Source organism: Pseudomonas sp. PDM30 (genome assembly GCF_019218985.1).
GTDB classification, from domain to species: domain Bacteria; phylum Pseudomonadota; class Gammaproteobacteria; order Pseudomonadales; family Pseudomonadaceae; genus Aquipseudomonas; species Aquipseudomonas jessenii.
The window spans coordinates 181,328-206,431 of the sequence record NZ_JAHUWM010000006.1 but is presented as its reverse complement, the minus strand read 5'-3'; the positions used below and the strand labels follow the sequence as shown (position 1 = coordinate 206,431).

The window sequence follows — 25,104 nt, the reverse complement described above, 5'->3', positions numbered from 1 at the left end:
AGGGTGTTTCCTTTGAGGAACTGTTTTTGTTGTCGGGGCTGAACTTAGAAGGTCTTGGTGGCACTGGCAACGACCGTGGCCGAGCACAGGTCGTCATAGCCGTACCAACTGGCGCACTCGCTTTTCGACAAGTCCGTGTCGATATAGCTCAGGCCCCAGGTGACGCCGACGAAGTCGCGGGTCAGCTTGGCTTCCCACTCGTAGTAAGACTCACGGCTATCGCCATTGGCGGACCAGAACGCGGGGTCATTCACATCGTTGCGCCCAAAGCGCAGGTCCAGGCCGACTTCGGCCGGCAATTCGATTTTGTAGCCCAGGTAGGTGTAAAGGGTGTCCTGGTCCTCGCCGAAGAAGTTCGGCGTGTCCTTGGAGTAATAGGCACCCAGCTTCACGCCGTACAGGTCGAGGACGGCGTAGACCTCGCTGAGGTTGAAGTCGGAATTTTTCGGGTAGTCGTACTTGATGTAGCCCAGATCCAGGCTGATGGCATCCGTCGCCTGCCAGTAATAACCGGCGTAGTACTCAAGCTCCTGGCGGGTATCGAAGCCGCCGCCGAAATCGACGTTGGAGGTCCAGGCTCCGATGTACAGGCCGCTGCTGTGCAACAGCGTTGCGCCGCCCTGCACTGCCGGATCGCCCAAGGTCTGCGAGATGCCCCGGGTGCGGTAATCGCTGACGACGCCCAGGGTCATGTCCAGGCTGAAATCATCGTTGAGGGTCAGGGCCTGGCTGGTCAGGGGGATCAATGCCAGTGTCGCGAGGGTCAATGCTGAAAGTGCGTTCATACAATTCTCTTGTTGTTATGGCGTACGGGAATTTCAGGCATGGCGATGCCAGGCCCCTCGCGCTACGAGGGGCTGGCGGTTTTTTGCGTGTGCTGGGTGTACGCAGGTCAGGACGCGGGGGCGTAGACCTGTTTGCCGGCGAAGAAGGTGTTCAGGACTTTGGTTTCGAACAGGTCGTCATCGCTGACCTTGAACACGTCGCGGTCGAGGATGATCAGGTCGGCCTGCTTGCCCGGAGCCAGCGAACCGATCTGCTGATCCAGGCGCAGGGTTTTCGCCGCGTTGATGGTGTAGGCGTAGAACATGGTCTGGCGGTCGATGCTTTCCTTGGCATTGAGTACGCCCAACGGACCTTTGCGCGTGCTGGCCTGGGCAATGGCATTGAACGGATTGGCGCTCGACACCGGCCAGTCGCTGCCACCGGCAATCGTCGCGCCGGCGTTATGCAAGGACCGCGCGGGATACTGGTAACCGTAGGCAAAGGCGCTGATGTAAGGTTTGACCAGTTCGACGGTGTAGGACTCGCCGGTGGCCCACAGCAGTTGCATCGAGGCAATCACGCCCAGTTGCTTGAAGCGCGCAAACTCCTTGGGGTTGACCAGTTGCAGGTGCGCGATGCTGTGGGGCACAGGTGTCGGGCTGAGTTTGCGCGCATACGCCACGCCATTGAGCGCTTCACGCACCGCGCGGTCGCCGACGGCATGCATGTGCACGATCCAGCCGCGTTTTTCCGCTGCCACCACCAGTTCGCCAAAGTGCGCCGGGTCGGTCAGCAGCTGACCGTCCTTGTGGCTGTTCTTGTACGGCACGACGACCGCCGCTGTTTGCCCCGGGAATTCGAGAATGCCGTCGACAAACACCTTGACGCCGGGGAACGTCAGGTTAGGCACGCCCTCGAACTGTTTCATTACCGTGGCGATCACCTCCAGGTCGGCGGGTTTGCTCTTCGGGTTGGTGACCATCAACGCGGCGACGTGGGCACTGAGTTCGCCGTTCTGCGCCAGTTCCTTGTACAGCGGCAGCACGCCGACACTTTCGGCGGTGGCATGGAAATCGAACAGCGAATCCTCACTGCCGCCGTTCGCCGCCGCGTCCATCCAGGCGGTGACGCCGAATTGATTGTTGATCTTCACCGCCTCGCGAGCGGCCTTGAGCATGGCCTCCGGGGTGGGCGCCGGAATCCCGTTGCGCACCACGTCCCAGCGGGATTCGGCAAAGTAGCCGTTAGGAGTGAAGTCCGCTTCATGGCCGATGTAACCGCGTTCCTTTTCCGGCAGGCTCTTGACCAGCGCCGTGTCGATGTCCAGGCGTTTGAGCATCGCGTTGTTGGCCCAACCGGTGTGCCCGTCGATGCCACTGAAGACAATCGGTTGATCCGCCCAGCGTCCCTGGTTGAACACCTTGCCCAGTTCACGGCTTTTCTCCCAGTAAGCCGAACTGACCCCGGCCACGCTGATCACATCGCCGGCGCGTGCGCGTCCAGCCTTGTCTTCCTCGATCAACCATTGCTCCAGTTCCGGCAAGGGTTTGACCTCGTCCAGCAGGTTGGCTTTCATGCTGTCGAAAGCGCCCACCACCGGGTGGCTGTGGGTGTCGATCATGCCCGGCATCAACACTTTGCCCGCCAAGTCGATGCGCTGGGTCTTGGTATCGGCCAGGGCATTGATTTCGGCATCGCTGCCCACTTTCAGAATCTTGCCGTCTTGCACCGCAACAGCCTGCACCAGCGCCTGGCCGGGTTCGGCGGTAAAGACCTTGCCGTTGAACAACACCAGGTCAGCGGCGGCCATCGCTTGTACCGAGGACAATGCCAGCGCGGCGGCCAACAGGTTTGGAATAAATCGCATCGGAACGCTCTCTAGTTTTTATTGGACGGATCGAGAAGTGACAACTTGGGAAACAACCTGTGGCGCCAGTCCCAGGAACGGCGCCTTGGCCCACACGACCTTGCCGCCAACCAACGTCAGCAGCACGTCATTGCGGCCCAGTTCCTCCTCGGGCACCTGCATGAAGTTCTTGTCGAGCACGATCAGGTCAGCGAACTTGCCGACTTCGACCGAGCCCAGCACCGCGTCCAGCTTCAGCTGTTCGGCGGAACTGAGGGTGATGCTGCGCAGCACCTCGGCTCGCGACAGCGCCGGATCGGCGTTGAGTCGCCCGGCATATTTGGGGCCATAGCTGTGCGGATTGCTCGGGTCGCCGGAACGGGTGACACCGACTTTCAGCGCAAGGAATTCATCCAGCGGATCGACCGGCCAATCGCTGCCAAAGGCCACGCGACCGCCGGCATGGGCGATGCTGCCCGAGGGTTCCATGCGCGCAAATCGCGCGGCACCGAGGTGATCGCTGGTACCGTCGACCGTGGACGGGGCCTGCTGCGCCCACTGGAACGACATGGTGGCCGTGACGTCCAGAGCCTTGAAACGTGCGTAATCGGCAGGGTCGACTGACTCGGCGTGAGCGATGGCCGGGCGGAAGTCTTGACCGGGCAGTTGCTGACGCACGTAGGCAACGCTGTCCAGTGCATCGCGCACCGCACGCTCGCCGGTGGCGTGCAGGTGCGGATCGAGACCGGCCTTGACCGCTTGCAGCACCAGCGGATTGAGCACCTGCGGCGGGAAGTACAGCTCGCCCAGGTTCTTGCCCGGCGTCCACTGCGGCGCCTTGTCGGTGCCGCTGTTGTGCAGGTACGGGGTCAACATGGCGCCGGTGTCCGCCGGGGCATTGATGATGCCGTCCAAGAACAGTTTGACGTGGCGCATGCTCACGCCCGGCGCGACCTTCACGTCGCCCTGGTCGTAGGTGCTGGCCAGGGCCTTGGCCTCGGCGATGGTTTTCACCGGGTCGGCGGCCGCGGCGGCCGGGTCCAGCTTGATCGCCAGCAAGGCCCGGGCGGTCAGTTCGCCGGACTGTTGCAGGCGGGTGAAGGCCTTGCCGTTTTCCGGCCCCGCCAGCGCATCGAAGAAACTGGTGATGCCTTGCTGGCGCATGGCGTCGAGGGCTGCTCGCATCTGATTGAGTTTTTCCGCGTCGGTCGCCGGCGGCACCACGGCGGCCAACGATTCGGCGGCGCCGTCTTCACAAATACCGTTCGGGTTGCCGGCGCTGTCGCGTCGGTATTTGCCGTCCTCGGGGTCGGCGGTGTTCTTGTTGATCCCGGCCAGTTCCAGGCCGCGGGAGTTGGTCAGCACGGTGTGGAAATCGGTGGAGCGCACCTGGATCGGACGCTGGGTCTTGAGCGCGTCCAGGGTCGATTTGTCGGCATCGCCGTCGAGCCCGGTCATGCCCATGCGGTCCCAGCTGCCCACTTCGAGCCAGACGTCCGGGCCCTTGTCCTTTTCGGCATCGAGGCAGGCCTGAATGCTTGCCTGAAACTGCGCGCGGGTCATAGTCTGGTATTTCAGGTCGCACAAGGTCATGGCTCGACCGCCATCCCCGGGGTGCATGTGTGCATCGACGAAGCCCGGCATCAGCATGCGTCCGGCCAGGTCGATCAGTTGTGTCTGCTTGCCGATGTAGCCGTCGACCCCGGCATCGCTGCCGACGTAGACGATCTTGCCACCTGAAATGGCGATGGCCTGCTGCACGGAATTCTGGCCATCGACGGTGTAGACGTAGCCATTGCGCATGACCGTGTCGGCGGGCGCCGCGCCCAACGCCACGCAGGAAAACGCCGTTGTCGATGCAACGGCGATGAACAACCTGGAAAGTCTCAAATGCCTCACCCCTGTTCTTATTGTTTTGAAGCGGCCCGAAGCGACTGCGCAAGCCCTTGTATAGACAGGGCCTACCCTATAGGGCGCGGCGCGCGAATGGACCTCTGCAAATGAGGAGGGGTAAGGCAAATAATTGAAACGGCGGGGATCAGTCCCGGCGCACGGACTCCGTCAGCGCACCCGGTGAACGCAGGACGGAGCCCAGTTCCACCTTGCTTTTCACACCGAGCTGCAAGTAGCAGTTACGCAAATAGGTGCGCACGGTCGCGGGGCTCAGGGCGAGCATTCTGGCGATTTCCTTGTAGGAGTGGCCCGCGGCGAACAGCATCGCCGCCGTGCGCTCCCGAGGTGCCAGGCCGTCCCCGCCCGACGGTGCTTCGAGGGACAGGATGACGTGTTCGGCGTTGGGGCTCAGGGTCAGGGCGCAGCGGCCCAGACGAATCACGCAGGGGGCTTTGGACAATTGCGCGATTACCTCCGGTGGCAGCGTGGAACCGCTCCATCCGGGCAGTTCGCGCTGGATGGCGACGCACAACCTGGCCCCCACATAGAGCAGACTGCCGTCCATGCGCGCGACGCCAAAATCACTCGCGCCGTTTTCGCTGTCGAAGCGAATCATGTCCTGCACCTGAAACCGCCACAGCTGGAACAGGTGATCGCAGAACGCCAAAAACAGCTCGGCTTCGTTCTCCTCGAACGCCTGTTCATCCTGCCCCCGGTAGAGGCAGACGAAAAACATCAGGCCGCTTTCGGGCAATTCGTAGGTGATGCTCATCAAGTGATAGAGGTCGAAGCGCCGGGCGAAATCATTGACCGCCTCGCAAGGGTCGTTGAAACCCGTGTCGCATACCACCTCACCGGGACGATTGAGCGTGGCGTAGGAGAATTGATCGTTGGCCGCCACCGGATGCCATTCGGCGGCAAAGGATTCAGGAAGATTGATGCTGCCATGCATCCAGCTTTGCATGGGCACCTCAGGACCTGGTGCAGACATTTCGCCCCACCAGGCAGATGCGAAGGGCACCAGCTGACCGAATGCCTGCAGGCCATCGGCGATGAACCGCGACGCCCCGCTCTCCCGCGCCAGCCGGCCCAGGTGCAATACGCAATGATTGAACGCCTTGAGCGTGACCATCGTTGCGTCGCCCTCGACTTTATTTCCCTCCCCCATCATTGCGTTCCCGTTCACTGCATGGCCTTTGGTTTCGACGATGCCATAGGCCCGTGACGAGCGTCCAGCACGCAATGACATCATCGGTTACTAAGTGCTGTGCAACCCGTACAGCTGTGGTCTGCGGTCCTGATGCAGGTCATTGCGCGCACTGATGCGCTTGTTGCGCGCCTCGGCGAGGTTCAGCGTGGCCAGCAACATCTGCTCGCCACCCTGCTCCGCCGGCCCGGCCAACGGGTAGCCGTCGGCATCGACGATGACCGAGCCCTGGACCCAAGCGACTCCACGCTCATGGCCATAGCGATCGCAGGCGGCGATGAACATGCGGTTCACCGAGGCATTGGCCTGCACCCGCAGCACTTCGGCCGGGCGCTCGGTCTGCGGCCGCGGACCGTCGGGCCAGTTGACCGGCGCGCACAACAGATCGGCCCCGGCCAACGCCGCAAGACGCACCCACTCGGGGAACTCTAGGTCGTAGCAAATCAGCATGCCGAGCCGTCCATGCAGCGTTTCGACCACCGGCGGTGGCGCATCGCCGGCCGTGAAGATGTCCTTCTCGGCATCCCACAGATGCGCTTTGCGGTACACCGCGCGCAGGCCGTTGGCGTCGATCATCGCCGCGCTGTTGGCCAATTCATCAGCGGGCAGGCGCTCGCAGAAGCCGCCGACGATCACCAGGTTCAGCTCACGGGCCAGGGCCTGCCACAGTTGCAAGGTCGAACCATCAACGGTTTCCGCCAGGCCCAGCGCCTCAAAGCGGTCGGCAAACAGATAGCCGCTCTGCACCAGTTCGGGCAGCACGACGACTTGCGCGCCCTGAAAGGCTGCCTGGCGAATCGCGCGTTCGGTGAGCGTGCGGTTGTAGGCCAGGTCGCCTATTTTCGGTGCCAGTTGGCAGCAGGCGACCACTGTGTTTTTAGCGTTGTTCAACGCACTGTCTCCGCAGATAAATGGGTCATGGCGACGATGTCGCTTTCGCTCAGCGCGTCGATCACCCGGCGTTCGGCGGCCAGATCAATCGAGCGACTGAGCAGGTAGTAGGTCAGCCCCGACACCACAAGACCCACCAGCCAGGCGATGTCCACGCCTTCAAGCATCCGCGCCAGCGGACCAACGAACACTTCCTTGTTGGCCGCTGCGTTGAAGATGTAGAAGAACGGCACCATCGCGGCGAAGCCGATCAGGTACGAAACGATGCCGCGAAATTGCCAGGCGCCGTAGATGCCTTTTGGCGTGAAGAAATGCGGGATCGCATAACGGCCCTTGCGCACGAAGAAGTAGTCCACCAGGTTGACGGCGGTCCACGGCACGAGGAAGTACAGCAGCAACACCAGGAAGGTGTTCAGCAGAGCGATGCCGTCACCTTTGATCGACAGCACGCAGGTCAACAGGATGACGCTGATCACACTGATCGACAGCACACGGGCGCGGGGTGTCGGGGTGATTTTTTTGATCGAGTCGACGCCGGTCAGCAGCGTCAGCATGGCGCTGTAGGTGTTGAGCGCGATGATCGGCAGGAAGCCCGCCACCGAAACGATCACCAGCAGATTGCCCAGCCCCGGAATCATCGACGAGCCGACTTGATTCAACGCCACCAGCGCATCCGCCGCTTTCAATTGCTGCGCCAGCCAGGCACCGAGGCCGATCATCCAGCTGCCCGACAACGAGGCGCCGATGAACACCGCCGCAATCAGTTTCGTCCGGCTGGTGTTTTTCGGCAGGTAACGGGAATAGTCGGACACGTAGGGCGCATAGGAAATGTTGTAGCTGGCACCGATGGCGAACAACGTGGCGAAGGCCACCCAGTTGAAGCCCAGATCAGTCGCCGGCATGACGCCTTCCTGACCGGCACCGAACATCAGGGCGATGGTCACCAGTGCGTACAGCGGCAAGGTCGCCAGCAAGGCCCACTTGAAGGCCTTGTGCATCAGGTCGTGGCCGTAGATCGACAACAGCGCGCCGATCAGCACCACGGCCACGGCCACGATGGTCGGGTCGATGCCGAACACATGTTCAAGGCCGTTCATGATCAGCGAGATGTTCACCACGTTGAAACCGACGAACACAAACATCGTCGCCATCAATGCCAGGATCACCCCGCGATAACCGAACTGCGCACGGGACTGGATCATCTGCGGCAGGCCCATTTCCGGGCCCTGGGAGCCGTGGAACGCCATGAAAATGGTGCCGAACATGATGCCCAGGGCACCGGCGAGCATGGTCCACAGCGCCGACAAGCCGAGGCTCGGGCCGACAAAGCCGATGGAGATGGTGAAGAAGTGGAAATTGCCGAGGAACCAGAATGGGCCCTGGCTGCCGAGTTTGGCGTGACGTTCGTTTTCCGGAATGTAATCGATGGAGTGGCCTTCGATGGCCAACCCGCCGCTCGCCTCGGTGGCGTGCGCAGACACTGGGGAACCTGACATACGATTGTTCCTATGCTGTTGTTTGTTGTTTTTGTGGGTACAGCGCTCGCTACGACGTCCAGTTCAGGTGAAACTCCAGAAAAAGCTGACGATGACGCTGGTTTCACGGCAATGTAGGGCGTGAGTTCTGGCAGTAAAATATCGCAGGCACACTGTTCACATAGATCGGTATCTATGTAAGCGAGAATCGGGAGCCCCCATGCTGGGAACTGTAACGGAGCTGGATCTGCGTCTGATCCGGGTATTTCTGACCGTCGTCGAAGCGGGCGGCATCTCGGCGGCACAAACCGCTCTCAACACCACGCAACCCACGATCAGCGCGCAACTGGCAACGCTGGAAGCGCGGGTCGGTTTCCGCCTGTGCGAACGCGGACGTGGCGGGTTTTCGGTAACGCCCAAAGGTACTCAATTCATCGAGGCAGCCCGGCGCTTGCTGGCGGCGGCCGAGGGCTTCCGGGTGGAAGTGCAGCACATCAATCGCAAAGTCTCGGGCAGTATCAACATCGGTTTGCTAGGGCAAATCGACCCGGTGGCGAACAGGAAAATCGGCCAGGCCATTGCCCGTTTGCGGGCGCGGCACGAGGGGCTGTACTTCCACTTCACCGAGCTGTCGTCGTCGCTGCTGGAAGAAAAAATCATCAATGGCCATATCGACCTGGCCATCGGTTACTTCTGGCACCGCTTGCCCAGCATCGATTATTTCCCGCTGTTCCCGGAAACCCAGATTGCCTACTGCGCGCCCTCGCATCCACTGTTCGAGCAGGTTGGCGCGCTGACCCGGGAAGATGTCAGCGGGTTTGACTGGGTCTGGCCGAGCCATCCGTTGCCGGAAATGCCGGCCCCCACCTCCATCGAACGCCTGACCGTGCTCACCGACAGCATGGACGGCGCGGCCCTGCTGATTCTGTCTGGCCAGCACCTGGGGTTTCTGCCGCAGCACTACGCGACCCGGCATGAACAGCTGGGGCAGTTGCACCCGCTGAACCCGGATCTGCTGCGCTATGAGGTGAGCTTTCATGCGGCGGTGCGGCATTCGGCGCGGCAGCGGGACCTGGTGAGTGCGTTCCTGAACGAGCTGATCGAGATTTTCGGAGCGGTGTAGGTCCTGTGGGAGCGGTGGGTCAGTCAACCCGATGCTGGCTGTAATGACGCCATCGCGAGCAAGCTCGCTCCCACAGGGGAAATGCGGTGGTTTCAGAAGTGGATATCCTTGGCCGGAACCACGTCGATCCGCGCCACGGAACCGGTCAGGTGCGCCAGGTCCTTGTTGTGCTCGGAAATGATGTCTTCGGCGGTCAGGTTGCCGTTGTCGACGGTGGAATGTGCGTCTGCCGCCAGCACCACGTCGTAGCCCAGCTTCAGGGCCTGGCGCACGGTGGCGTTGACGCAATAGTCGGTCTGCAGGCCGCAGATGACCAGGCGTTCGAAGTCCTGTACCGGCACCAACTGTTGCAGGTTGGTCTGATAGAACGAATCCCCGGTGGTCTTGCGCACGCGGTGGTCCTTTGGCGAGGTTTGCAGCCCTTCCGCCAGTTGCCAGCCGGCAGCGTCATGCGCCAGCGGACTGCCCGCTTCTTCATGCTGGATCAGCACCACCGGAACGCCGGCCTTGCGCGCCCGGGCAGACAGGTCATTGATGGTGTTGATGACCCGTCCAATCTCGAAGCACTCGTACTCCCCGGAACACAAAGCCTGTTGGACGTCGATGATTAACAACGCAGTGGTCATGATTTCCTTCCTTGATATGTCGAGGGATCAGGGGACGAACATAAGCCCGTCCCCCTCCGGACACAACCCTCAATAACCCAGCGACAACCCGGTGTTACGCCGTGGGTCGTTCGCCCCATAGAAACGGTTATTGCCTACCGGTTTGCCACCCAGGGATGGCGCGCCGACCAGGATCGCCGCCAGGTGGTTGGCATCCTGGGGACCGGCGAACTTGTGGCCCCAGCTCTCGAGGATTTTCACCGTGTCCGGGCTGGTGGTGAAGGTTTCCAGGTTGGTCTCCTCCGGCAGCCACTGTTGGTGGAAACGCGGCGCATCCACCGCCTCCTGGATGTTCATGCCGTAGTCGATCACGTTGAGCATGGTCAGCAATGTCGCGGTGATGATGCGGCTGCCGCCCGGAGTGCCGACCACCATCACCACTTTGCCGTCCTTGGTGACGATGGTCGGGCTCATGGATGACAGCGGCGCTTTGCCGGGCGCGATGGCGTTGGCCTCGCCCTGCACCAGGCCGTACATGTTCGGTACGCCGATCTTCGAGGTGAAGTCGTCCATTTCATCGTTGAGGATGACCCCGGTCTTGCTCGCCATCACGCCCGCTCCGAACCAGTCGTTGAGGGTGTAGGTCACCGACACTGCGTTGCCCCACTTGTCGACGATGGAGTAATGGGTGGTGTTGCTGCCTTCATGGGGCGCTACGCCGGGCTTGAGTTCACTGGATACCGCGGCTTTTTGTGGTTTGATCGCCTCGCGCAGCTTGGTCGCGTAGTTTTTATCCAGCAGGTGGGCAATCGGGTTCTTCACGAAATCCGGGTCGCCCAGGTAACTGTTGCGGTCCACATAGGCGTGGCGCATTGCCTCGATCTGATAGTGCATGCCCTGGGCCGAGTGGTAGCCCAGTTCCTTCATCGGGTAGCCTTCGAGGATGTTCATGATCTCGCAGATCACCACGCCGCCGGAGCTCGGTGGCGGTGCGGAAACCACGTGGTAGCCACGGTAGTCGCACTCGATGGGCGCCAGTTCACGGGTCTTGTATTTGTCGAGGTCGGCCTGGGTGATGATGCCCTTGTTGGCCTGGCTGGAGGTGACGATGGCGTCGGCCACCCAGCCTTTATAGAAACCGTCGGCGCCTTTGTCGGAGATCTCCCGCAAGGTCTTGCTCAGGTCCTTTTGCACCAGTTTCTGGCCGACCTGCATCGGCTCGCCGTTGCTCAAGAAGATCGAGCCGGAATCCTTGATGTCCTTCTTGAACATGTCGGTGGCGTAGTCCAGCAGATCGACATCCCCCTGCTCCAGCACGAAACCGTCTTCGGCCAGTTTGATGGCCGGGGCGATGATTTCCTTGCGCGGCTTGGTGCCGTACTTGGACAGCGCCAGTTCCATGCCCGAAACGGTGCCCGGCACGCCCACGGCCAGATGACCACGGGTACTCAGATCGGGAACGACGTTGCCCTCCTTGTCCAGGTACATGTTGGCGGTTGCGGCCAGCGGGGCTTTTTCACGGAAGTCGAGGAAGGTCTTGCGCCCGTCCGCCAGTTGAATGGTCATGAAACCACCGCCGCCAAGGTTGCCTGCCGCGGGGTACACCACTGCCAGCGCATAGCCGACCGCGACCGCCGCATCCACGGCATTGCCGCCGTTCTTGAGCACATCCACGCCCACATGGCTGGCCAGGTGCTGGGCCGTGACCACCATGCCGTTTTCCCCGGTAGCCGGGGCCACGGAGGCGGCGTGAGCAGTCAGGCAGCTGAGCGCCAATGAGGTCGCAATCAGCGATTTGGCAAAAGGTTCGTACTTCATGAGTCAGTCTCTTCTTGTTATTAAACAGGGGGAACGTTTCGAAAGCAGTAGGCAAGTATGGTCGGGATTACGTATTGCGCCTCCCCGCCGAGGCAGTATCCTTAACGCCTGTTCAGCAATTTTGCGCGAGCCCTGGCATGACCTATACCTGCACCACCGTGGCCTCCCCCGTGGGCCAGTTGAAGCTGGTCGCGAACGGTTCACGACTGGCAGCCATCCTCTGGGAAAACGACAAACCCGGGCGGGTGTGCCTGGGACCGATGAGCGAAGCGCCGGACAATCCGATCCTGGTGCGCACGGCTGCGCAGCTACGCGAATATTTTTCCGGCACCCGCGATCGCTTCGAACTGGATCTGGATTTTGCCGGCACGGAATTTCAGAAGAAGGTCTGGGCGGCGCTGCTGACCATCCCGTTCGGCGAGACGCGCAGCTACAGCCAGATCGCCGAACAGATCGGTAACCCGGCAGCGGTCAGGGCGGTGGGTGCGGCGAATGGCAAGAACCCGATTTCGATCGTGGCGCCCTGTCATCGGGTGATTGGCGCGTCGGGCAAGCTCACCGGGTTTGCCGGTGGGCTTGAGGCGAAGGCGTTGTTGCTGACCCTGGAGGGCTGCGAGTGGTCAGGCGCCAGTCGCATGGATGATTTGTTTTAGGGACGCACTGCATCTTTGTGGCGAGGGGGCTTGCCCCCGTTGGACTGCGCAGCGGTCCCAAATCCATACACCCCTGAATTCCAGGAAGGTCGCGTTCTCCGTTTTTTTACGACTGCTTCGCAGCCGAACGGGGGCAAGCCCCCTCGCCACAAAAGCCCTTCCGCCACAGGGTCAGGTTGGGGCGAACAGGTTTTTCATCGCCGCATACTGCAACAGCATGATGGTCTTGGCGTCGCAGATTTCGCCACGGTAAAACGCTTCGAGCGCGTCCTCGAACGTCCACTCCAGCACTTCCAGCTCTTCGGTTTCCGCCTCCAGCCCGCCACCGTCGCTGACTTTCGACTTCGCGTCGTATTCGGCAATGAAGAAGTGCAGTTTTTCCGTCACCGAACCGGGGCTCATGTACGCCTCGAACACCTTCTGCACATGGTGCACGCGGTAACCTGTTTCCTCCTCCGCTTCATCGCGGATGCGGTCTTCAGGTGCCGCGCCTTCCAGCAGCCCCGCCGCCACTTCGATCAACAGCCCATCGTGACCGTTGACGAATACCGGCAGGCGAAATTGCCGGGTCAGTACCACGGTTTTCTTTTCGCGGTTGTACAGGAGAATCGCCGCGCCATTGCCACGGTCGTAGACCTCCCGGACCTGGCGTTGCCACTCGCCGTTGTTGCGTTGGTAATCGAAGGTGATTTTCTTGAGCAGGTACCAGTCGTGGGACAATACCTGAGACTCAAGGATGTTGACCCGCTCGGCTGTGTTCGACATGACAACGCGTCCTGTTATTTGTCTGAGGGTCCACATGTTAAGTGAAAACGCACAGCCTTTGCCCCCTCAGGCAAGCTGCGCCTTGTACTCCTTCTCGTATTGTCCGGCCAATGACTCTTTCTGTTTGTCGTTGAGCAGCTTGCCGGCCATCTGGAAGAACTTCTGCTCTTCTTCCTCGAGGTGGTGATGCACTTTCTCCGAGAGTTTCTTTGCGGTCACCAGCCAGGCCGGGCTGGACATCTCGGTGTCGTCCAGTTCCTCCATCATTTCGTCCATTTCGTGATGTTCGGCGATGCCATGACGGCTGAGGTCGACACCGTTGTCGAGCTCCATCAACGGGATGTAGAAATGCCGCTCTTCGGCCGTGGCGTGAGCTTGCAGTTCTGACTTGAGTTGTTTGTAGGCCTCGACGCGTTCGGGGCTGTCGCCGCTGGTGTGGATCAGGGCTTTGGCGTAAGTACGTTGGCGTTCATGGCTTTCGCGCAGGGCTTCGAAAATATTCACGGCGTGTCCTCATCGGTCGCACTCTGGAATGACGCGTACTAATGAGTGACATCTGCGCGCAGGTGACGGTTCCACCTGCTTTGTGCCGATGGAACATTCGCGGCGACCACGCTAGGCTGCGGTTTCACTGCCATAAGGATATAGCCATGAACCTGCGTATCGAACTGTCGCAAAACCCCACGGAAGAACAACGCCAAGCCATTCTCAAACCCTTGCGCGCGTACAACAGCTCGAAAGCCGAAGGCAACGTGCCCGAGCACATCGCCTTGCTGGTGCGCGACGACAACGACGAGATCCTCGGCGGCCTGCATGGCCGATTGTTTTACCAGTGGCTGTACATCGACTTGCTGGTGGTGCCGGAACAGGCCCGGGGACAGGGCCTGGGTTCGAAACTGATGCAGATGGCCGAAGACCTGGCGCGGGAACGGCGCTGCGTCGGGCTGTGGCTCGACACCTTCGAATTCCAGGCACCTGGGTTCTACAAGAAATGCGGTTACACCGAGATCGGGCACATTGCCGATTACCCGCCGGGCCACAAGCACTTCTTCTTCCAGAAACGCTTGAGCTACTGATCCATACCGCCCCCCCCTGTAGGAGCGAGCTTGCTCGCGAAAAAAATCGGAACGCCGCGGGGTGTCAGGCATCCAGCGTTTTCGTTGACGACCATCGCGAGCAAGCTCGCTCCTACAGGGGGTACAGCGTCAGATCAGAGGCAAGTCGCCAACGCCGCCAAGCGGCGCTTGGCCACGAAATCGTCCTTCTGTGCGTAGTAGCTCAACACCGTGCCCGAGGCATCGGTGGTCACGTCGACGAAAGACTCCGCCGAACGGGTGTAAACCGTCGTGCCGCCCTTCTCCCCTGGTTGCAGATAGGCAGCGGCATCGACGCCGAACACGGCCTCGTCCTGCCAGGAAAACTGCACGCACTGGGCGACGTCTTTGCCCGGTTTTTCCGAGTTCAGGGTCTTGTACGGGGCCTTGGTGCGGGCGTCGTTCATCGCCGAGCCTGCGCATCCGGCCAGCAACGTCACGGCCAGCGCCACCATCAGAATTCGCATTGCATTCACTCATCAGGAAAAAGCGGACTTTATCACCCCGGCGGGCCGTATCGTTCTGCTTTACTGCATTTACACCGCGACAGCGCGCAACGATTCGCGCACCCTGTCGCGCCAATAACGCCCCATCGCACCCATGACTGGAACCCTGATGACACCTAATGCCGAGTTCTACAAACCGAGCACTGAATATGCCGACAAGCTGATCAGCCAGATCGGTCAGACGCCTTCCTGGATTGCCAAGCGAATCGGCGTCACCGACAAGCGGATTCGTTACATCCTCGACGGCGAAAGAACCGTCAAAGGCGAAACCACGCCGATCCAGATGACCTACACCGAACAGTTTGCCCTCGAATGCCTGGCGGCAGCGGCCAAGGCCAGTAAGAAGCAGTCTTCGTAAGACCATCCAAGGAGCGACCATGGCGGCAACCGAGCAGCAACATGAGCAGGCACTGAAGCGGTTTCTTGATGCGCGCCCCGAGTTGCGCGAAGAACTCGACCACCTCAACCCGCTGTTGGCCCAGGCCAAGGGTGAAACGGCGGCACAGTATCGCGAAGAACGGCTGCACGAAGCATTTGAAGCTGAAGCTGAACGCCAGCAGTTGTTCGCCTGGGAACTGACGTTGCAGTTAACTGCCGCCACGCCCCGGGACTACGAAGCGCAGCGCCTTGAAGTGCACCGGGAAGTGGCGGAAATGGCCGGCATGGACTGGCTGGAATATTGCGAGTTGAATGGGATAAAACCGTAAACACTGTTCATGGAGGCCATCGCCGATGCTGCCCAACACCGCCAGGACCCACGCCAGCCCAGGTCATTTGCACACACAGAAATGGCGCGGGCGCATAGGCTTGAGCCTGGTGGCCATGCTCTCGGTACTCGCCGGCATGACCGACGCCATCGGTTTCATGGCCAGCGGCGACTTCGTCTCGTTCATGAGCGGCAATACCACCCGGATGGCGGTCGCCATCAGTACTGGCGACCTTGGGTTGACCCTGCGCCTGGTGATCCTCATCGCCACCTTCATCGTCGGCAACGCGCTGGGCATTATCGTCAGCCGCCTGGGCAGGCGCCGGACCCTGCCCTTGTTACTGTGCATTGCCGCCCTGCTGTGCGCCGCCGCGGCCTGGTCGTATGACGAGCAACTGCCAGCCCTGCTGGCGGCGATCATCGCCATGGGCATGCTCAACGCCGCGGTGGAAGAAGTGAATGGCCTGCCGGTGGGCCTGACCTACGTTACCGGTGCCCTGTCGCGTTTCGGCCGCGGGCTGGGCCGCTGGATGCTCGGTGAGCGCCGTAGCGGCTGGCGGGTGCAGTTGATCCCCTGGACCGGCATGTTCGCCGGCGCGGTACTCGGTGCCGTGCTGGAACATCATCTTGGGCTCAAGGCGTTGTTTGCCAGTGGCCTGCTGGCTGCCGGGCTCGGGGTGCTGTCGTTGAAGATCCCGCGGCGTTGGCAGTTGGGGTATATGCCGCGCTGAGTTTGGCGGCACCCATGCGGGCCTCATCGCGAGCAAGCTCGCTCCCACAAGGGATTTGCGTCGGACACAAAATCAGCAACCACCACACGTCCACTGTGGGAGCGAGCTTGCTCGCGATGAGGCCCGCCCAGACAACATCACTTTAGCCGCCCCGCCGATAAAGCATTATCATGGCGGCAGTTTCGCTGATCGAGTCCGTCATGAAGTTCGCCATCGCCGTATTTTCCGCCGCCCATGCGCCCTCCTCGCGCCGAGCCCTGCTGTTCGCCCAGGCCGCGCTGGCCGGCGGGCACGAGATTGTCCGGCTGTTTTTCTATCAGGACGGCGTCTACAACGCATCCGCCAGCGTGGTCACGCCCCAGGATGAACTGGACTTGCCCAAGCAATGGCACGCCTTTGTCAGCGACCATCAACTTGATGGCGTGGTGTGCATCGCCGCCGCGCTGCGTCGTGGCGTGTTGAACGAGGAAGAAGCCAGGCGCTATCAGCGTGAGGCTGTAGCCGTCGGCGCACCGTGGGAATTGTCCGGCCTCGGCCAACTGCATGACGCGGCGCAAGATGCCGACCGTCTGATCTGTTTCGGAGGCGCATGACATGGCCAAATCCATATTGATCATCAGCCGCCAGTCGCCATGGTCCGGCCCAGGCGCGCGGGAAGCGCTGGATATCGTGCTGGCCGGGGGCGCTTTCGATCTGCCGATCGGCCTGTTGTTTCTCGATGACGGCGTGTTCCAGCTGGCCGCCGGTCAGAACGCCAAGGCCCTGCAACAGAAAGACCTGAGCGCCAACCTGCAAGCCCTGCCGATGTTCGGTGTCGAGGAACTGTTCGCCTGCGGCGACAGCATCACCCGGCGTGGCCTGGACCCCAGCGGCCTGTCGCTGGAAGAAGCCCAGGTATTGGCCGCCCACGAAATCACCGCCCTCATTGACCGTTACGACCAGGTGATCACCCTCTGATGTCGACTTTGCATGTGTTGTCTCATTCCCCGTTCGGCGACGAACGCCTGACCAGTTGCCTGCGCGTGATCGGCGCCAACGACGGGTTGCTGTTGTCCGGTGATGCCACCTATGCGTTGCAACCAGGCACCGCGCCGTTCACTGCGCTCAGCGCACGTGGCCTGAAGCTGTTCGTGCTGGTCGAAGATGCCCAGGCCCGTGCGCTTGCGGTTCCAGACTGGGCCAGTGCCATCGATTACCCGGCCTTCGTCGAGCTGTCGATTCACTACGACAAGGTCAACAGTTGGCTATGAAGGCATTGACGGTCGGCCCCCGCGCCATCGAACTGGACAAGGACGGTTTCCTGGTCGAACTGAGTGACTGGTCCGCCGATGTGGCCAGTGCCCTGGCGGCTGCCGAAGACATCGAGTTGACGCCCGAACACTGGGAAGTCCTCGAACTGCTGCGCAGTTTCTACGCCGAATTCCAGCTGTCACCGGCCACCCGCCCGTTGATCAAGTACACCGCCCTGAAACTCGGCCCGGAAAAAGGCAACAGCCTGCACCTGAACCGACTGTTCAAAGGCACTCCCGCCAAACTCGCCGCGAAACTGGCGGGCCTGCCCAAACCGACGAATTGCTTATGACCGATTACCCAGCACTGACACTCGAAACGCCCGCCGAGCATCCGTTCGCCCAGTTCGTAAGGATCCTTGGCAAAGGCAAGCGCGGCGCCCGTGACCTGACCCGGGTCGAGGCCCGCGAAGCCATGGGCATGGTGCTCGATGAAAAGGTCGAGGAAACCCAGCTCGGCGCCTTCCTGATGCTGTTGCGGCACAAGGAAGAAAGTTTCGAGGAGATGGCGGGCTTCACCGAAGCCTTGCGCGAACGCCTGAATCCTCCGGCAATGGCAGTGGATCTGGATTGGCCGACCTATGCCGGCAAGAAGCGGCACTTGCCGTGGTATCTGCTGGCGGCCAAGTGCCTGGCGCAAAATGGCGTGCGGATTTTCATGCACGGCGGCGGCGCCCACACGGCCGGACGCTTGTACAGCGAGCAACTGCTGGGCGAATTGAACATCCCGTTGTGCCGTAACTGGCAACAGGTGGGTTCGGCGCTGGATAACGGCGGCCTGGCCTTCATGCCATTGATGGACTGGGCGCCACAGCTGCAACGCATGATCGATCTGCGCAACACCCTGGGCCTGCGCTCGCCGATCCACTCGCTGGCGCGGATCCTCAACCCACTGGGCGCCCGTTGTGGCCTGCAGAGCATTTTCCACCCGGGTTATCAGGCCGTGCATCGCGACGCCAGTGGATTGCTCGGTGATACCGCCATTGTGATCAAGGGCGATGGCGGCGAGATCGAGATCAACCCGGACGCCGACAGTCACCTGTACGGCACCACCGGGGGCGAGAGCTGGGACGAGGAATGGCCGCAGTTGTCGGCGCAGCGTCACGTCAAACCTGCCTCGCTTGATCCTGAGCATTTGAAAGCGGTCTGGCGTGGCGACGTGGTCGACAGCTACCCGCAAATGGCCCTGATCTCGACCATGGCCTTGGCCCTGCGTGGCCTCGGCCAGACCCGCGAACAGGCCTTCGAAACCGCTGAAAAGTACTGGGCTGCGCGGGACAAATCGATTTAATCGATCATTCGCGCCCGATCTTTGCGCTTTTTGTTCGAACTCATCGGAATAGACTCGACTCCATCGATTATGGGTTTCGGGAGTTTTGAACATGGGTTTGTTAGTGGATGGCCGCTGGCAGGACAAGTGGTACGAGAGCAGCAAGGACGGCGCGTTCCAGCGCGAACAGGCGCAGCGTCGCAACTGGTTGACCGCTGACGGCAAGCCGGGACCGACCGGCGTCGGCGGTTTCGCGGCTGAGCCCGGGCGCTATCACCTGTACGTGTCCCTGGCCTGTCCGTGGGCTCATCGCACACTGATCCTGCGCAAACTCAAAGGCCTCGAAAACCTGATCGACGTTTCGGTGGTCAGTTGGTTGATGCTGGAAAACGGCTGGACCTTCGACCAGCACCTGGGGTCGACCGGCGACAAGCTCGACCATTTCGAATTCATGCACCAGCGCTACACCGCCGACACCGCCGACTACACCGGTCGCGTCACCGTGCCGGTGCTGTGGGACAAACAGCAAAAGCGTATCGTCAACAATGAATCATCGGAAATCATCCGCATGTTCAATGGCGCCTTCGACGATCTGACCGGTAACGACCTGGACTTCTACCCGGCGCCGCTGCGGGGAGAAATCGATGCGTTGAACGAGCGGATTTACCCGGCGGTGAACAATGGCGTGTACCGCGCCGGGTTTGCTACCTCGCAACAGGCTTATGAACAAGCCTTCGATGAGGTGTTTGCCGAGCTGGACCGACTGGAGCTGCTGCTGGGCGCCAACCGCTATCTGGCGGGCGAGTACCTGACCGAAGCGGACATCCGCCTGTTCACCACGCTGATTCGCTTCGACGCGGTGTACTACGGGCACTTCAAGTGCAACCTGCGGCGGATTGCGGATTATCCGAACCTGTCGAACTGGCTGCGGGAGATTTACCAGTGGCCGGGGATTGCCGAGACGGTGGATTTTGAACACATCAAGAATCACTACTACGCCAGCCACCGCACCATCAACCCGACGGGTGTGGTGCCGAAAGGCCCAGCCCAGTACTTCACCGCGACCCATGATCGGGAGCGGTTGAGTGGGAAAGGGGTTTGGCGCAGAGCTTGAGATTTGTGCAGGTTTTGAAGGCCCCATCGCGAGCAAGCTCGCTCCCACAATTGATTTGTGTCGCTCACAAATCCCCTGTGGGAGCGAGCTTGCTCGCGATGAGGGCAACTCGGTCTCAGACCTGCCCCTGAGCCCCTTCGAACCACGCCAGTTTCTCGCGCAGTTGCACCACTTCACCCACGATCACCAAGGTCGGCGCATGCACTTCATGCTCTGCCACCAGTCGTGGCAGGTCCGCCAGGGTACCGGTAAACACCCGCTGGTTGACCGTGGTGCCCTGCTGGATCAGTGCCGCCGGGGTATCGGCGGCGCGACCATGCTTGATCAACTGTTCGCAGATGATCGGCAAGCCCACCAGCCCCATGTAGAACACCAGGGTTTGCGCCGGGGCGACCAGATCGGCCCATGGCAAATCGCTGGAGCCGTCCTTGAGGTGGCCGGTGATGAAACGCACCGACTGCGCATAATCGCGGTGGGTCAGCGGAATCCCGGCATAGGCCGCGCAACCGCTGGCTGCCGTGATCCCCGGCACGACCTGGAACGGGATGCCATGGGCCGCCAGTTCTTCGATCTCCTCGCCACCACGACCGAAGATGAACGGATCGCCGCCCTTCAATCGCACCACACGCTTGCCTTTCTTGGCCAGATCCACCAATTGCTGGTTGATCTGATCCTGCGGCACCGCGTGATCGGATCGGCGCTTGCCGACGTAAACCCGCTCGGCGTCGCGACGGCACAGTTCGAGAATCGCCGGTGCCACCAAACGATCGTACAGCACCACGTCGGCTTGCTGCATCAGACGCAATGCCTTGAACGTCAGCAGGTCGGGATCACCTGGCCCTGCACCCACCAGATAGACTTCACCGGTCGCCACTGGCGCCTCACCATCGATTTTCGCCTGGAGCAACCGCTCGGCTTCACCGCCCTGCCCGGCCAGTTGCCGATCGGCAACCGGGCCCTGGAAAACATCTTCCCAGAACGCCCGACGCTGCTGCACATCCGGAAACAGGCCTTTGACCTGATGACGGAATCGCGCAGCCAGCCCGGCCAATTGACCGTAGGTGGAAGGAATCCAGGTTTCGATCTTGGCGCGAATCAAACGCGCCAGCACCGGCGCATCGCCGCCGCTGGACACAGCAATGATCAAGGGAGAACGGTCGACGATGGCCGGGAAGATCACGCTGCACAGGGCCGGCGCGTCCACCACATTGACCGGCACGCAACGCCGATGGGCATCGGCGGAAACTTGTGCGTTCAGCGTTTCGTCGTCGGTGGCGGCAATGATCAGCCCGCAACCGTCCAGATCCGCCTCGGCGTAGCCACGCAACAGGCACTCGCCACCGCTGCCGGTAACCAGCTCGCGCAATTGCGCTTCGATTTCAGGTGCAACCACCCGCAGCAGCGCACCGGCATCGGCCAGCAGGCGGGATTTGCGCAAGGCAATCTCCCCCCCGCCGACGACCAACACACGACTGCCGCGAAGGTTGTGAAACAGCGGCAGATAGTTCATTTAGCCGATGACCTCAAGGCCACCCATGTAGGGCTTGAGGACTTCAGGCACACGGATCGAACCGTCGGCCTGCTGATAGTTCTCGAGCACCGCGACCAGGGTACGGCCCACCGCCAGGCCGGAGCCGTTCAGGGTGTGTACCAGTTCCGGCTTGCCGGTTTCCGGGTTGCGGAAACGCGCTTGCATGCGGCGGGCCTGGAAGTCGCCGCAGTTGGAGCACGACGAGATTTCGCGGTACTTGTCCTGGCTCGGGATCCACACTTCCAGGTCGTAGGTCTTGACCGCGCTGAAGCCCATGTCGCCGGTGCACAGCGCCAGAGTGCGGTAAGGCAGTTCCAGCAATTGCAGGACTTTCTCGGCGTTGGCGGTCAGGCCTTCCAGCGCTTCCATGGATTTCGATGGCTCGACGATCTGCACCATTTCAACCTTGTCGAACTGGTGCTGGCGGATCATGCCGCGGGTGTCACGACCCGATGCACCGGCTTCGCTGCGGAAGCACGGCGTGTGGGCGACGAACTTGATCGGCAGCAGTTTCGAATCGACGATTTCGCCGGCGACGATGTTGGTCAGCGACACTTCAGCGGTCGGGATCAGGTACAGGTCGGCTTCGCCTTCGCGCGCGATCTTGAACAGGTCTTCTTCGAACTTCGGCAGCTGGCCGGTGCCTTGCAGCGCCGGGGCCTGGACCAGATAAGGCGTGTAGGCCTCTTCGTAGCCGTGCTCGGTGACGTGCAGGTTGATCATGAACTGCGCCAGGGCGCGGTGCAGACGGGCAATCGGGCCACGCAGCAGGGCGAAACGGGCGCCGGACAGCTTGGCGGCGGTTTCGAAGTCCAGCCAGCCGAACTTCTCGCCCAGGGCGACGTGGTCCTGAACCGGGAAATCGAAGGCAGTCGGGGTGCCCCAGCGGCGCACTTCGACGTTGCCGTCTTCGTCTTCGCCGACCGGTACCGATTCGTGCGGCAGGTTGGGGATACCCAGCAGGATCGAGTCCAGATCGGTCTGGATCGCGTCCAGTTCGACTTTACCCGCGCTCAATTCGCCCGCCATGCGCTCGACGTCCGCCATCAGCGGCGCGATGTCTTCGCCGCGCTGCTTGGCCTGACCGATGGATTTGGAGCGCGCATTACGTTCAGCCTGCAGTGCTTCGGTGCGGGTCTGGACGGTCTTGCGCTGTTCTTCCAGCGCTTCGATGCGCGCAACATCCAGGGTATAGCCACGGGATGCCAGGCGGTCCGCTACGTCCTGAAGGTTGCTACGTAACAGTTTGGAATCGAGCATGTCGGTTTCTCGTTTATCAAAGTTTGGTCAAGGACAGGCCGGCCCAGGTGGCAAGCAGCCCGCCGAATACGCTGAGCGCCGCATAGCCCAGGGCTAGCGGCACTTGCCCGCTTTCCAGCAGGCGCACCGTATCCAGTGAAAAGGATGAAAAAGTCGTCAGCCCCCCGAGGAAGCCAACGATCAACCCGGCACGCACCTCGATGGGCACCTCCGGGCGTATCAAAAACAGACCGTATAGAACGCCGATCAGCAAACAGCCCACGATATTAACGGCCAGCGTCGCGGTATAGAAGTGCCGCGGCCAATTCGCGTTGATCCAGTTGCCCGTGACGAAGCGCAACAACGTGCCGGCCATCCCGCCGACGGAAACCGCAACGATCAAGGGAAGCACTATTTTCTCCGCTGCCTTGGGCTTAAACGGTCGAGTTTCGCCAGGTGATTGAGTTTTTCGCCGATCTTCAACTCCAGGCCACGGGGCACGGGCTGATAGAACGGGATCGGGTCGAGTTCTTCCGGGAAATAGTCTTCGCCAGCGGCATAGGCATCCGGCTCATCGTGGGCATAACGGTATTCATCGCCGTAGCCCAATTGTTTCATAAGCTTGGTCGGCGCGTTGCGCAGGTGCAGCGGCACTTCCAGCGAACCGTGCTCGGCGGCGGCGCGCAATGCCGTCTTGAAGCCCATATACACCGCGTTGCTCTTTGGCGCGCAGGCCAGATAGGTGATGGCCTGGGCCACCGCCAGCTCGCCTTCGGGGCTGCCGAGGCGCTCCTGCACTTCCCAGGCCGCCAGGCACAGGCTCAGGGCGCGGGGGTCGGCATTGCCAATGTCTTCGCTAGCCATGCGCACCACACGCCGGGCCAGGTACAAGGGGTCGCAACCGCCGTCGATCATCCGTGCGAACCAGTACAAGGCGCCGTCGGGGTTGGAGCCTCGCACCGATTTATGCAGCGCGGAAATCTGGTCGTAGAACGCTTCGCCGCCCTTGTCGAACCGCCGGCGGGTATCGCCGAGCAGGCTTTGCAGCAGGTCGGTGCCGATTTCGCCGTTGTCTTCCGCCAGGTCCGAGGCGTTTTCCAGCAGGTTGAGCAGGCGCCGACCATCGCCATCGGCGGCCGACAGCAGCATCTGGAAGCCTTCGTCGCTGAGGGTCAGGTTACGCTTGCCTAATCCCCGCTCTTCGGTCAGCGCACGGTGCACCAGTTTGCGCAGAGCCGCTTCGTCGAGGCTTTTCAGCACATAGACCCGCGCCCGCGACAACAAGGCGTTGTTGAGTTCGAACGAGGGATTTTCCGTGGTTGCGCCGATGAAAATCAGCGTACCGTCTTCGACATAGGGCAGGAACGCATCCTGCTGGGACTTGTTGAATCGATGCACTTCGTCGACGAACAGAATGGTGCGGCGGCCGTACTGCGCGGCCTGTTGCTTGGCGATTTCCACCGCCTGACGGATCTCCTTGACCCCGGCCAGCACTGCCGAGACCGTTTCGAAGTGCGCGTCCGAGACTTCCGCGAGCAATCGCGCCAGGGTGGTTTTGCCCACGCCCGGCGGCCCCCAGAAAATCATCGAATGCAGGGCACCCTGCTCCAGCGCCTCGCGCAGGGGCTTGCCGCGAGCGAGCACGTGCTCCTGACCGACGTACTCGTCCAGATTGGCCGCACGCAGGCGGGCGGCCAAGGGCTGGGCGATGGGGGTGCTGCGAAACAGATCCATGACGTACGTTTAAAACCTCGGGTTATTACGTGGTACTCAAGCCTGTCAAACATCCTGTGGCGAGGGGGCTTGCCCCCGTTCGGCTGCGGAGCAGTCGCAAAACCATTACACACGGCATGTCTGATATACCGCAGTAGCAGGTTTTAGGGCCGCTTCGCGACCCAACGGGGGCAAGCCCCCTCGCCACAAAAGCTCGCTCCCACAGGTTTTGCATCAGCCGTTTATTCCTGGATTACATCGGCACCCTTGGGGATGTCGAACTTGAATTTGGACGCAGGGATCGGCTCGTTCGCCTTCACCCCGGTGAACAGGATATTGGTGCGCTGGCCGACGCTGTCGATCAGTTGCATATCATTGACCAGGCCATTGCGGAACGACAGGCGCAGGCTGTCGAACAGGGTGTCCTTGGTCTTCGGCTTCAAGGTGAAGTCAATCACGCCACCGGCTTCCTTGGCACTGATGTCGAAGCTCTGGCTGATCTTCGACACGTCACCGGACAACAGCAAGGCCGGGGTCTGGGTCAGGCGCTGGTCGAGGTTCTTGATGGTGGCCTGTTCCAGGTCCGGGTCCCACAAGGTGACTTTCTTGCCATCGGAGATCATGGTCTGTTCGGCCGGCGCATCGGTGTGCCAGTAGAACAGGCCCGGACGCTGCAGGGACATCTCGCCGGCGGTTTCCTGCAATTGGGTGCCTGTGCCATCAAGGGTCAGTTGCGAGAAACGTGCGGTCAGGGTCTGGGATTTTTCCAGCAGTTGGGTCAGGCGCGCCACGTCCTTGTCATCGGCGTTAGCCTGGAGCGTGGTCAAGGCCAGTACCGGCAGCAACAGCATGCGGATCAGACGCATGGGA

28 protein-coding genes are annotated in these 25,104 nt (G+C 61.4%); 12 read left to right on the top strand and 16 right to left on the bottom strand.

Translation table 11 applies throughout. The annotated features are described in order from the left end of the window. Positions 1-44: 44 nt before the first annotated feature. From KW840_RS16285 to KW840_RS16260, 6 genes are all read right to left on the bottom strand, one after another. Positions 45-785: a TorF family putative porin gene (locus KW840_RS16285; RefSeq protein ID WP_057714197.1), complete on the bottom strand. Its 741-nt coding sequence runs from the start codon at positions 783-785 to the stop codon at positions 45-47. Positions 786-892: 107 nt separating this feature from the next. Continuing rightward, positions 893-2,632, bottom strand: coding sequence for an amidohydrolase (locus KW840_RS16280; protein WP_057714196.1), 1,740 nt, complete (start codon positions 2,630-2,632; stop codon positions 893-895). Between the two features lie 18 nt (positions 2,633-2,650). Further along, complete coding sequence (locus KW840_RS16275; RefSeq protein ID WP_079246735.1) at positions 2,651-4,501, bottom strand: amidohydrolase; 1,851 nt, start codon at positions 4,499-4,501, stop codon at positions 2,651-2,653. 148 nt (positions 4,502-4,649) lie between these two features. After that, positions 4,650-5,672 (bottom strand): helix-turn-helix transcriptional regulator, encoded by a 1,023-nt coding sequence (locus tag KW840_RS16270; RefSeq protein ID WP_057714195.1) that lies wholly within the window; start codon positions 5,670-5,672, stop codon positions 4,650-4,652. A 90-nt stretch (positions 5,673-5,762) separates the two neighbouring features. After that, positions 5,763-6,602, bottom strand: coding sequence for a nitrilase-related carbon-nitrogen hydrolase (locus KW840_RS16265; protein WP_218496241.1), 840 nt, complete (start codon positions 6,600-6,602; stop codon positions 5,763-5,765). After that, positions 6,599-8,098: a cytosine permease gene (locus KW840_RS16260; protein ID WP_218496240.1), complete on the bottom strand. Its 1,500-nt coding sequence runs from the start codon at positions 8,096-8,098 to the stop codon at positions 6,599-6,601. The genes KW840_RS16265 and KW840_RS16260 overlap by 4 nt, the downstream gene beginning before the upstream one ends. 199 nt (positions 8,099-8,297) lie before the next feature. Between KW840_RS16260 and KW840_RS16255 the strand changes: the two genes are divergently transcribed. After that, entirely contained in the window at positions 8,298-9,200 is a 903-nt protein-coding gene (locus tag KW840_RS16255; protein WP_218496235.1) for a LysR family transcriptional regulator, read from the top strand. Positions 9,201-9,292: 92 nt separating this feature from the next. On the opposite strand, the gene KW840_RS16250 is transcribed toward KW840_RS16255, so the two are convergent. Next, positions 9,293-9,826, bottom strand: coding sequence for a cysteine hydrolase family protein (locus KW840_RS16250; protein ID WP_057714191.1), 534 nt, complete (start codon positions 9,824-9,826; stop codon positions 9,293-9,295). Positions 9,827-9,895: 69 nt separating this feature from the next. After that, on the bottom strand, positions 9,896-11,623 hold the full coding sequence (gene ggt, locus KW840_RS16245; protein ID WP_218496232.1) for a gamma-glutamyltransferase: 1,728 nt from the start codon (positions 11,621-11,623) through the stop codon (positions 9,896-9,898). A 137-nt stretch (positions 11,624-11,760) separates the two neighbouring features. Here ggt and KW840_RS16240 point away from each other — a divergent pair, with 137 nt between their 5' ends. Beyond that, entirely contained in the window at positions 11,761-12,276 is a 516-nt protein-coding gene (locus KW840_RS16240) for a methylated-DNA--[protein]-cysteine S-methyltransferase (protein ID WP_218496227.1), read from the top strand. A gap of 171 nt (positions 12,277-12,447) precedes the next feature. Here KW840_RS16240 and KW840_RS16235 read toward each other — a convergent pair whose 3' ends face one another. Continuing rightward, a complete protein-coding gene (locus tag KW840_RS16235) occupies positions 12,448-13,041 on the bottom strand; it encodes an NUDIX domain-containing protein (protein WP_150814738.1) in 594 nt (197 codons plus the stop codon). 66 nt (positions 13,042-13,107) lie between these two features. Next, complete coding sequence (locus KW840_RS16230; RefSeq protein WP_218496225.1) at positions 13,108-13,545, bottom strand: hemerythrin domain-containing protein; 438 nt, start codon at positions 13,543-13,545, stop codon at positions 13,108-13,110. 146 nt (positions 13,546-13,691) lie between these two features. Between KW840_RS16230 and KW840_RS16225 the strand changes: the two genes are divergently transcribed. Beyond that, positions 13,692-14,117: a GNAT family N-acetyltransferase gene (locus KW840_RS16225; protein WP_218496220.1), complete on the top strand. Its 426-nt coding sequence runs from the start codon at positions 13,692-13,694 to the stop codon at positions 14,115-14,117. Between the two features lie 134 nt (positions 14,118-14,251). On the opposite strand, the gene KW840_RS16220 is transcribed toward KW840_RS16225, so the two are convergent. Continuing rightward, positions 14,252-14,602, bottom strand: coding sequence for a hypothetical protein (locus tag KW840_RS16220; RefSeq protein WP_090456593.1), 351 nt, complete (start codon positions 14,600-14,602; stop codon positions 14,252-14,254). A 148-nt stretch (positions 14,603-14,750) separates the two neighbouring features. Between KW840_RS16220 and KW840_RS16215 the strand changes: the two genes are divergently transcribed. From KW840_RS16215 to KW840_RS16175, 9 genes are all read left to right on the top strand, one after another. Further along, positions 14,751-14,999: a hypothetical protein gene (locus KW840_RS16215; protein ID WP_008015571.1), complete on the top strand. Its 249-nt coding sequence runs from the start codon at positions 14,751-14,753 to the stop codon at positions 14,997-14,999. A gap of 19 nt (positions 15,000-15,018) precedes the next feature. Continuing rightward, positions 15,019-15,348, top strand: a complete 330-nt coding sequence (locus tag KW840_RS16210) for a DUF6388 family protein (RefSeq protein WP_102670523.1) — start codon at positions 15,019-15,021, stop codon at positions 15,346-15,348. Positions 15,349-15,373: 25 nt separating this feature from the next. Then, a complete protein-coding gene (locus KW840_RS16205) occupies positions 15,374-16,078 on the top strand; it encodes a YoaK family protein (RefSeq protein WP_090456597.1) in 705 nt (234 codons plus the stop codon). A gap of 200 nt (positions 16,079-16,278) precedes the next feature. Beyond that, on the top strand, positions 16,279-16,671 hold the full coding sequence (tusD, locus tag KW840_RS16200; protein WP_218496514.1) for a sulfurtransferase complex subunit TusD: 393 nt from the start codon (positions 16,279-16,281) through the stop codon (positions 16,669-16,671). A gap of 1 nt (position 16,672) precedes the next feature. Further along, positions 16,673-17,035, top strand: coding sequence for a sulfurtransferase complex subunit TusC (gene tusC, locus KW840_RS16195; protein WP_218496218.1), 363 nt, complete (start codon positions 16,673-16,675; stop codon positions 17,033-17,035). Further along, positions 17,035-17,328, top strand: a complete 294-nt coding sequence (gene tusB / locus KW840_RS16190) for a sulfurtransferase complex subunit TusB (RefSeq protein WP_218496216.1) — start codon at positions 17,035-17,037, stop codon at positions 17,326-17,328. Before tusC ends, tusB begins: the two co-directional genes overlap by 1 nt. Then, the gene (locus KW840_RS16185) at positions 17,325-17,660 is read left to right on the top strand and encodes a TusE/DsrC/DsvC family sulfur relay protein (RefSeq protein ID WP_057714179.1); all 336 of its coding nucleotides are present in this window, start codon (positions 17,325-17,327) and stop codon (positions 17,658-17,660) included. The genes tusB and KW840_RS16185 overlap by 4 nt, the downstream gene beginning before the upstream one ends. Continuing rightward, a complete protein-coding gene (locus KW840_RS16180; protein ID WP_057714178.1) occupies positions 17,657-18,658 on the top strand; it encodes a glycosyl transferase family protein in 1,002 nt (333 codons plus the stop codon). The genes KW840_RS16185 and KW840_RS16180 overlap by 4 nt, the downstream gene beginning before the upstream one ends. Positions 18,659-18,749: 91 nt before the next feature. Then, positions 18,750-19,751: a glutathione S-transferase family protein gene (locus KW840_RS16175; protein ID WP_218496215.1), complete on the top strand. Its 1,002-nt coding sequence runs from the start codon at positions 18,750-18,752 to the stop codon at positions 19,749-19,751. A 115-nt stretch (positions 19,752-19,866) separates the two neighbouring features. Here the strand turns inward: KW840_RS16175 and cysG are convergent, their stop codons facing one another. The 5 genes from cysG to lolA form a co-directional block, all read right to left on the bottom strand. Continuing rightward, the gene (cysG, locus tag KW840_RS16170) at positions 19,867-21,261 is read right to left on the bottom strand and encodes a siroheme synthase CysG (protein ID WP_218496214.1); all 1,395 of its coding nucleotides are present in this window, start codon (positions 21,259-21,261) and stop codon (positions 19,867-19,869) included. Then, entirely contained in the window at positions 21,262-22,542 is a 1,281-nt protein-coding gene (serS, locus tag KW840_RS16165) for a serine--tRNA ligase (protein ID WP_057714175.1), read from the bottom strand. Between the two features lie 16 nt (positions 22,543-22,558). Further along, complete coding sequence (crcB, locus tag KW840_RS16160; RefSeq protein WP_057714174.1) at positions 22,559-22,933, bottom strand: fluoride efflux transporter CrcB; 375 nt, start codon at positions 22,931-22,933, stop codon at positions 22,559-22,561. Further along, positions 22,933-24,255, bottom strand: coding sequence for a replication-associated recombination protein A (locus tag KW840_RS16155; protein WP_090456609.1), 1,323 nt, complete (start codon positions 24,253-24,255; stop codon positions 22,933-22,935). Before KW840_RS16155 ends, crcB begins: the two co-directional genes overlap by 1 nt. Positions 24,256-24,476: 221 nt before the next feature. After that, complete coding sequence (gene lolA / locus KW840_RS16150) at positions 24,477-25,100, bottom strand: outer membrane lipoprotein chaperone LolA (protein WP_008049385.1); 624 nt, start codon at positions 25,098-25,100, stop codon at positions 24,477-24,479. Positions 25,101-25,104 lie beyond the last annotated feature (4 nt).

Excerpts from the sequence above, each read along its gene's own strand:
- KW840_RS16285 (WP_057714197.1), bottom strand. The coding sequence starts at position 785 with ATGAACGCACTTTCAGCATTGACCCTCGCGACACTGGCATTGATCCCC.
- KW840_RS16280 (WP_057714196.1), bottom strand. The coding sequence starts at position 2,632 with ATGCGATTTATTCCAAACCTGTTGGCCGCCGCGCTGGCATTGTCCTCG.
- KW840_RS16270 (WP_057714195.1), bottom strand. The coding sequence starts at position 5,672 with ATGGGGGAGGGAAATAAAGTCGAGGGCGACGCAACGATGGTCACGCTC.
- KW840_RS16260 (WP_218496240.1), bottom strand. The coding sequence starts at position 8,098 with ATGTCAGGTTCCCCAGTGTCTGCGCACGCCACCGAGGCGAGCGGCGGG.
- KW840_RS16255 (WP_218496235.1), top strand. The coding sequence starts at position 8,298 with ATGCTGGGAACTGTAACGGAGCTGGATCTGCGTCTGATCCGGGTATTT.
- KW840_RS16250 (WP_057714191.1), bottom strand. The coding sequence starts at position 9,826 with ATGACCACTGCGTTGTTAATCATCGACGTCCAACAGGCTTTGTGTTCC.
- ggt (WP_218496232.1), bottom strand. The coding sequence starts at position 11,623 with ATGAAGTACGAACCTTTTGCCAAATCGCTGATTGCGACCTCATTGGCG.
- KW840_RS16240 (WP_218496227.1), top strand. The coding sequence starts at position 11,761 with ATGACCTATACCTGCACCACCGTGGCCTCCCCCGTGGGCCAGTTGAAG.
- KW840_RS16235 (WP_150814738.1), bottom strand. The coding sequence starts at position 13,041 with ATGTCGAACACAGCCGAGCGGGTCAACATCCTTGAGTCTCAGGTATTG.
- KW840_RS16225 (WP_218496220.1), top strand. The coding sequence starts at position 13,692 with ATGAACCTGCGTATCGAACTGTCGCAAAACCCCACGGAAGAACAACGC.
- KW840_RS16220 (WP_090456593.1), bottom strand. The coding sequence starts at position 14,602 with ATGCGAATTCTGATGGTGGCGCTGGCCGTGACGTTGCTGGCCGGATGC.
- KW840_RS16215 (WP_008015571.1), top strand. The coding sequence starts at position 14,751 with ATGACACCTAATGCCGAGTTCTACAAACCGAGCACTGAATATGCCGAC.
- KW840_RS16210 (WP_102670523.1), top strand. The coding sequence starts at position 15,019 with ATGGCGGCAACCGAGCAGCAACATGAGCAGGCACTGAAGCGGTTTCTT.
- KW840_RS16205 (WP_090456597.1), top strand. The coding sequence starts at position 15,374 with ATGCTGCCCAACACCGCCAGGACCCACGCCAGCCCAGGTCATTTGCAC.
- tusD (WP_218496514.1), top strand. The coding sequence starts at position 16,279 with ATGAAGTTCGCCATCGCCGTATTTTCCGCCGCCCATGCGCCCTCCTCG.
- tusC (WP_218496218.1), top strand. The coding sequence starts at position 16,673 with ATGGCCAAATCCATATTGATCATCAGCCGCCAGTCGCCATGGTCCGGC.
- tusB (WP_218496216.1), top strand. The coding sequence starts at position 17,035 with ATGTCGACTTTGCATGTGTTGTCTCATTCCCCGTTCGGCGACGAACGC.
- KW840_RS16185 (WP_057714179.1), top strand. The coding sequence starts at position 17,325 with ATGAAGGCATTGACGGTCGGCCCCCGCGCCATCGAACTGGACAAGGAC.
- KW840_RS16180 (WP_057714178.1), top strand. The coding sequence starts at position 17,657 with ATGACCGATTACCCAGCACTGACACTCGAAACGCCCGCCGAGCATCCG.
- KW840_RS16175 (WP_218496215.1), top strand. The coding sequence starts at position 18,750 with ATGGGTTTGTTAGTGGATGGCCGCTGGCAGGACAAGTGGTACGAGAGC.
- cysG (WP_218496214.1), bottom strand. The coding sequence starts at position 21,261 with ATGAACTATCTGCCGCTGTTTCACAACCTTCGCGGCAGTCGTGTGTTG.
- serS (WP_057714175.1), bottom strand. The coding sequence starts at position 22,542 with ATGCTCGATTCCAAACTGTTACGTAGCAACCTTCAGGACGTAGCGGAC.
- KW840_RS16155 (WP_090456609.1), bottom strand. The coding sequence starts at position 24,255 with ATGGATCTGTTTCGCAGCACCCCCATCGCCCAGCCCTTGGCCGCCCGC.
- lolA (WP_008049385.1), bottom strand. The coding sequence starts at position 25,100 with ATGCGTCTGATCCGCATGCTGTTGCTGCCGGTACTGGCCTTGACCACG.